The 5,974-nt window shown below is 67.3% G+C and carries 6 protein-coding genes; all 6 read right to left on the bottom strand.

Annotated features, from left to right (window positions below):
* Positions 1 to 312: 312 nt before the first annotated feature.
* Genes J9611_RS20760 through J9611_RS20785 form a run of 6 tightly spaced genes read right to left on the bottom strand, consistent with a single transcriptional unit; the run spans position 313 to position 5,870 of the window.
* Positions 313 to 1,374, bottom strand: a complete 1,062-nt coding sequence (locus J9611_RS20760) for an NAD-dependent epimerase/dehydratase family protein (RefSeq protein WP_211883018.1) — start codon at positions 1,372 to 1,374, stop codon at positions 313 to 315.
* Positions 1,374 to 2,252 carry an MTAP family purine nucleoside phosphorylase gene (locus J9611_RS20765; protein ID WP_211883020.1) on the bottom strand — a complete coding sequence of 293 codons (879 nt, stop codon included), beginning with the start codon at positions 2,250 to 2,252 and terminating at the stop codon, positions 1,374 to 1,376. The genes J9611_RS20760 and J9611_RS20765 overlap by 1 nt, the downstream gene beginning before the upstream one ends.
* Positions 2,253 to 2,303: 51 nt before the next feature.
* Positions 2,304 to 3,713 (bottom strand): glycosyltransferase family 87 protein, encoded by a 1,410-nt coding sequence (locus J9611_RS20770; protein WP_211883022.1) that lies wholly within the window; start codon positions 3,711 to 3,713, stop codon positions 2,304 to 2,306.
* 59 nt (positions 3,714 to 3,772) lie between these two features.
* Positions 3,773 to 4,480 carry a methyltransferase domain-containing protein gene (locus J9611_RS20775; protein ID WP_211883024.1) on the bottom strand — a complete coding sequence of 236 codons (708 nt, stop codon included), beginning with the start codon at positions 4,478 to 4,480 and terminating at the stop codon, positions 3,773 to 3,775.
* The gene (locus tag J9611_RS20780) at positions 4,477 to 5,157 is read right to left on the bottom strand and encodes a TIGR04282 family arsenosugar biosynthesis glycosyltransferase (RefSeq protein WP_211883026.1); all 681 of its coding nucleotides are present in this window, start codon (positions 5,155 to 5,157) and stop codon (positions 4,477 to 4,479) included. Before J9611_RS20780 ends, J9611_RS20775 begins: the two co-directional genes overlap by 4 nt.
* Complete coding sequence (locus J9611_RS20785; protein ID WP_307857171.1) at positions 5,154 to 5,870, bottom strand: glycosyltransferase family 2 protein; 717 nt, start codon at positions 5,868 to 5,870, stop codon at positions 5,154 to 5,156. Before J9611_RS20785 ends, J9611_RS20780 begins: the two co-directional genes overlap by 4 nt.
* Between the last annotated feature and the right edge of the window lie 104 nt (positions 5,871 to 5,974).

Below are 5,974 nucleotides of genomic sequence, written 5' to 3' on the forward strand. Positions count from 1 at the left end.
ATTGGTGGTCCTGTCCGTTCCCCGGGGGACATGGTCCAAAACCATGAATCCCCGGCGGGGCCGGCGTTTGTCTGTCAGGAGTACTTCGACAACAAACCCGCCCCGGATGGGTACCCCCCAACCGTGATCAATCCGTTACACCGGTTCCTGCACGTGCGGCGGCATCAGCCGGCGCAGACACTCCCATGCCCACGGCGTCGGGCGGCATTGATGACGGCCCGGCAGAGGATCATGAGTGAAGCACGACAGGCACACATTCCATCAGTGCGCGGCCCGCGCCGATGATCACTTGTTGATATCCACTGGGACGCGTCAGCCTGGTTCGCCGCGCAGGGGAGCGGCGGCGAATTCCTGCATGCCGTCGCTGAAGCCCACGGCCGGAGCCCAGCCCAGCTCCGCCTTGATGCGCTCGGAGGACGCCGTGATGTGGCGGACGTCGCCCAGCCGGTACTCACCGGTCACGATGGGGGCCGGACCGGCGCTGAATCTACTCAGTGCCGCGGCCACGTCACCGATCGTCCGTACCTCGTCCGCACCGACGTTATAGGCACGAAAGCCACCGATTCCTCCGGAGGAGAGCGAGTTGACTGCGGCGATGTTCGCGGCGGCGACATCCCGGACGTGAATGAAGCTGCGCCGCTGGGCGCCGTCTTCGAAGACCCGCGGCGCCTCACCCCGGGCCAGGGCCGAGCGGAACAGGGAAGCGACACCGGCGTAGGGCGTATCCCGGGGCATCCTGGGGCCATAAACGTTGTGGTAGCGCAGGGCGACCGCCGCACTGCCGGTGCTGCGTGCCCACGCGGCGGCAAGGTGCTCCTGGCTGACTTTCGATGCCGCGTAAACGTTCCGCGGATCAAGGGGCGCTTCCTCGGTGACCATCGCGGGGACAAGGACGTCTCCTGTTTCCGGGTTGCGGGGATCGTAGATGCCGGCGCGCAGGTCGGCCTCGGCGCGGGGACCGGGCCTGGCGGGCAGGCCAGTCTCAGAGTCCGTGTAGGCGCCCTCGCCGTAGACCACCATCGAGGAGGCCAGGACCAGGCGGGTGATGCTCCGGCGCTCCATGGCGGCCAGCAGGACGGCCGTGGCGTAGTCGTTGTTGCGGATGTAGTCCGGCGCGTCTGCGAAGCTGACCCCCAGCCCGACCTTCGCGCTCTGGTGGCAGACGGTGTCGATGCCTTGCAATGCTGAATCGACCGTGGCCGCGTCCGTGACGTCGCCGATCACAAACTCCACCTGCGGGTCAAAGAGCGGCGGCCGGGGGTGAAGACCGGGGTCCAGGGAGTCCATGACCCGCACGGACCAGCCCCGGGCCAGGGCTGCGTCGACGATGTGGGAACCGATGAAGCCGGCGCCGCCGGTGACGAGGAGTCTCATCAGATGGTCGCAGCTTCCCGGACGGCGGGGAGTGCCATGATCCGGTCCACGGCTTCCGGGTCCATCAGCGGCCGGGCGGAGTAGTCTTCACTGATCGCTGCGACAGTCGCTTCGAGGACAGCCAGGACATTCCGCTGGGCGTCCTTGAGCCGGGAGAAGACAGCGTTGGCCGTCACCGGATCGGAACCGTCATGTCCGGTATCGGAATCGGTGATGAAGGCCAGATTGGCGAAACCCATGTTCAATTCGGCGGCCAGAACGGGTTCGGGGTACTGGGTCATGCTGATGATGTCGGCACCGCCGGTCACGTACCAGGCCGACTCGGCCTTCGTTGAAAAGCGCGGTCCGTTGATCACCACGACCGTTCCTTGCCGGGCGTAGGGAAGGTGATGCGCCGCCAGAGCGGCGTCCAGGTGTGAACGCAGAGCCGGGCAAAACGGTTCTGACGCCGGCAGGTGCTGGACGCCGGCGGGGGCGACGCCGTCGACGACGGTGCCGTCAAAGAATGTGTCGGCACGTCCCCAGGTGCGGTCGATCAGTTGGTCGGTCACGACGAAGGTCTCCGGTCCGAAGCCCTCCCGCAGCCCGCCCACGGCCGAGGACGAGAGCACCGCCTCGACGCCGAGGTTCTTGAGTGCCCAGAGGTTGGCGCGGTAGTTGATCTTCTGGGGCATGAGCGAATGGTCACCGCCGTGGCGGGGGAGGAACGCGACGGTCCGTCCGGCCACGTCGGCGAGCGTCACGGGCCCCGAGGGCGGCCCGTAGGGGGTGTCGACGTCGACGGTGGCGAGGACCGTTGCGCCGGGGAGCCGGTAGGTGCCGGAGCCGCCGATGATGCCGATGCGCGGCTGCGGCGCGTCGGGAAATGCTGTGTCCATGGTGCAATCCTGTCATTCGGGGGTACGGGTGGTGGGGGGGACGGGTGCCGTTCACTGGGTTGAAACCACCTGGCCCGGTGCCGCGGACCGGAGGCCGTTGACGGCGGCCAGTCGCAACTCGCCGCGGCGCCGCAGCCAGGCCCCTGCGGCGATGGCTGCGGCCGCCATGAGAAGCACGATCTGATCCAGTGGCTCGCTGAAGGGTGCGAGGGTAGGGACCATGTAGATGAAGTCCAGGGCAAGGATCACCCCCACGTACTCCCATCGCCGGCTCAGGACGATGAACGGCAGCAGCATCAGCGCATACCAAGGGTAGTTCGGGCTGACAATGAGCAGCGTCAGCCCGATCATGACGGTCTGCTGCTCCCAGACATTGGCTGCGCGTGTTTGCCGCAGCACGGCCAGAGCAACGACGGCCAGTGCGGCGGCGCTGAGCACCGGGGGCCAGGGGCCGGCGGAGACGATCTGTGCGAGGCCGAACCGGACTCCGCCGCTCTGGCTGTAGCCCTCCTCTTTGAGATAGCCGGGCAGGAAACCCAGAACGCCGGCCCCGGCCGCTGCCAGATACGGCACGTACAGCAGGATGAAAGTCAGGACCGCGGCGGCGATGAAGCGTACCGGGCGCCGGAACAACAACGCGGGGGCTGCAATGACCGGAATGAGTTTCGTTGCCACGGCCGCGCCGAAGGCTACTCCGGAACGTAAGGGCTTGCCGCCGGCCAGCAGCATTCCGGCGGCCAGCATCAAGGAGGCGCCCAGCAGGTCAACGTGGGCGTTGTTCACGGCCTCGAGCTGGACGAACGGGCTCCAGCCCCAGAGGGCGGCGAGGTGCAGTGGCAGGTTGCGTTTTGCCAGGGCGCCGAGCAACAGCATCCCGACGGCCACGCTGATGAGCAGCCCTCCGAACTGGAAGGGAAGGTATCCGACCGAGTCAGGGACGGCGGCCCGGACACCAAGGAAGTAGATTTCGGCCGTGGGCGGATAAATCGTGGGCACGTAGGGCCGGTTGATGGCGGTGCACAGGGGATTGCCGGAGGGAAAGCCGAAGGCCGCGACGGACTCCGTGCCGAACAAGTCCTTGGCACACATTGGCTTACCATCGGGTCCGAAAGTGCCGGGTGCGAAAAGCCACCCCGGCCTCAGGTTGCTGAGAGTCTCATCCACGGGCACATAGGAATAGGGGGAATGTCCGGCCTTCTGCACGATCCCGTCCCACGCGTACCGGGCAGAGTCATTGCTCGTCCGGGGAGGTGCTCCCACCGCAACCAGGCCGAGGAGTACCGTGCCTGCGATGATCAGGGCGCCCACCTGCCGCCGGGGCACGTGCCGCAAGAGGCGGACGGCTGCGATGAGAACCACCCATAAAAGGCAGGTGCCGACAATCGGGGCAGATTCGAACGGGTTCCCGGGGAGCACCATCCACCACAACAAGGCCGCAGCCACGAGGAACAGCGCGGACAAGACGATGAACAGCCTTACCCTTGTGCCGGATACACCTGGTGACGCGGGGGGAGCGGCCCTCACCCTAGGGTCCTGTCCGGCCTGCTGTCGAGCGACAGGCGGCAAAAGACGCGGCCCTGAACGCGTTCAATGGCGCTAACGGTCCACCCGCTGCGCTGTGCCCGGGACACGAGCCCCGCGCTGCCCGTCCGGGCCCACCGGAACGGCTCGCTTTGGTTCCCGTTCTGGTCCTCCAGCACCGCGGAATAGACGACGTCCAGGTCCTCTTCGGCTTCCACCTCGGCCAGGAGCGTCCCACTGGGGGCGATGAGCTGGCTGCATCGGCGCAGCAGGGACGTGATGCTTCCGCCGATGCCGATGTTGCCATCCAACAAAATGACAGACTGCCAAAGACCGGAGTGGGGCACAGGTGCGAACACTGATTGTTCGAGTGCGCGGGCACCGCGCCCGCGCGCCCGACCGACCGCCTCAGCGCTGGTATCAATGCCCAGGGCCGTCAGACCGATTCGCTGTGCGGCGCCCAGCAGCCTTCCCGGCCCGCAGCCGACGTCGAGAACCGGGCCCTGCAGGGTTCGCAGCAGCGAACGCTCCAGCGGGCTGGCCTCCTCGCACCAGCTGCGCACATCGAAGTCCACCGCCTCAGCCTGGTGATCCACGCTGTGCGGGCGAAGCGTGAGAGTGCCGGAGCCGTTCGCAAGCGCCCGGGCGTAAGGCTCGTTGTGGCCCTGGCCAAAATTGGCGACAGAAGCCACGCCGACGGCAGTCATCGGGTTGCTCCCGCGGTGAGTGCGGAGCGCCGCACCTCGAGCGCAGCCTCATCCACGGCATGGGCGAAGCCGCTTCCGGGAATCTCGACGGCAATCTCGAGTGCATCACTGAAGTGGTCCATATCTCGCAGTTCGGGAAGTATTCCGACACGTAGCCCTGCGGCGGACAGCCGGGCGAACTGGCTGGCCCCGGTCGTCCCGGTGGACATCGGCACCCCCCGGATCAGCTCTCCAACCGGGTGTCGAAGAGCGAGTGCCCAAAAACCGCCATCCGCGGCCGGGCCCATCCACGCGTCGTGAAGGACTACTCGCGTTGACCAGTCCTGGAGCAGCGGCGCCACATCCTCAACTGAGAACTGAGGGGTATCCATGCCGACGATAAGGAGCGGACCAGCGGCTGCATCACAGATGGCAGCGAGACGCTCGTCCAGCCCGCCGGAAGATTGCGGGACGACGGTGAAGTCTTCGGCGTCGGCGGCAGTCGGGGTGCCGTCCATGACCAGCAGCCGGCTCCGGGCCGGGAGCAGCCGGACCGTGTCCAGGGTGCGGCTGAGGCTCAACTGCGCCAGTGCGGCGGCCCGTTCGGGCGTCAGCGGGGGGCTCAACCGGGTCTTCACTCGCCCGGGAAGGCATTCCTTGGCGATGACCGCTACTGTCAGATCCGTGCTGTTCCTCATATAGGTTCTTCGCTGCCGCCGGGATTCCGGACCGGTCCTGACGACGAAGCCGCGGCGGCCGCCTTAAGCTGGGCCGACATGTCCCGCACCGCCGTCAGCGTTCCGCGTACCGTTCCGGTCACTTTCGATTTGCCGGTGCGCGGGGCATAGGGCACGGGCAGCTCCACGATCCGCCAATTGCGCAGGCTCGCCTTGAGGAACATCTCCAAGGGGTAGCCGCTGCGGCGGTCCTCAAGACCCAGGGAGAGCAGCTCAGCCCGGCGTGCGGCCCGCATGGGTCCGAGATCAGTCACCTGTTCCCCGGTCAAGCGCCGGAGCCGCCACGCCAGGACGACATTGGCGGCGCGGGCGTGCAGGGGCCAGGACCCGCGCTGGGGCTGACGGCTGCCCAACACCAAATCCGCGGCTCCGTCCATGACCGGAGCCAATAGCCCAGGCAGCAGGGCCGGGTCGAGTGAGCCGTCGCAGTCGCAGAAAGCCACGAACTCTGACGTTGCGGCGAGCAGGCCAGCATGGGCTGCGGCCCCAAACCCCCGCCGGCCCTCACGGACCACCACCGCGCCCAGACCCGCCGCGAGTTCAGCGGAGCCGTCCGTGGAACCGTTATCCACCACGATGGCCCGGTACCCCTCCGGCATGCGGGACAACACCCACCCCAGGGCGCCCCTCTCGTTCAAACACGGCAGAACGACGTCAACCACGGCTCCGGTCACTTTCGACATCCTTCAACGCTAGGGGCTGGGGCCCGCATCCGTCTCCGGACACGGCACGATCGATAGACAGAAACGTGCCGCGGACCCTGAGGGTCCGCGGCACG

Source organism: Pseudarthrobacter albicanus (genome assembly GCF_018224015.1).
GTDB classification, from domain to species: Bacteria; Actinomycetota; Actinomycetes; order Actinomycetales; family Micrococcaceae; genus Arthrobacter; species Arthrobacter albicanus.